This is a genomic window from Vallitalea sediminicola, assembly GCF_054408565.1.
The window spans coordinates 1-406 of record NZ_BTPT01000150.1; the positions used below are offsets into that span (position 1 = coordinate 1).

Genomic DNA, 406 nt, shown 5'->3' on the forward strand with positions numbered 1-406 from the left:
CTTAAATCTTTATCGAACAAATTATTATAACACAAACTTCACTCATTATTGCGAGTTGCTAGAAGACCATGAAAAAATCAAGGTTTCTGTAAGTACTGTACAAAACATTCTTATGTCTGAAGGGATGCTTTCACCTAAAGCTAGACGTGTTACTAAAAAGAGAATGCGTCTTAAGTTGAAAAAACAAAGAAATGCTACTAAATCAAAGAAAGAGGTTGCTAAAATTACAGAAAACATAGTTGCTCTTGAAGATGCTCATCCTCGTAGACCACGCTGTGCTTTTTTAGGTGAGATGATTCAAATGGATGCTTCTGTACACTTTTGGTTTGGGGATAAAAAAACTCATCTACATATTGCTGTTGATGATGCTACAGGAACTGTTGTTGGGGCATATTTTGACCAACAA

Annotated in this window: 1 pseudogene; it reads left to right on the top strand. The window is 35.0% G+C overall.

The features are described 5' to 3' along the window. Nucleotides 1-406, top strand: a pseudogene (locus ACX6CF_RS26240) (ISNCY family transposase); the annotation flags it as partial.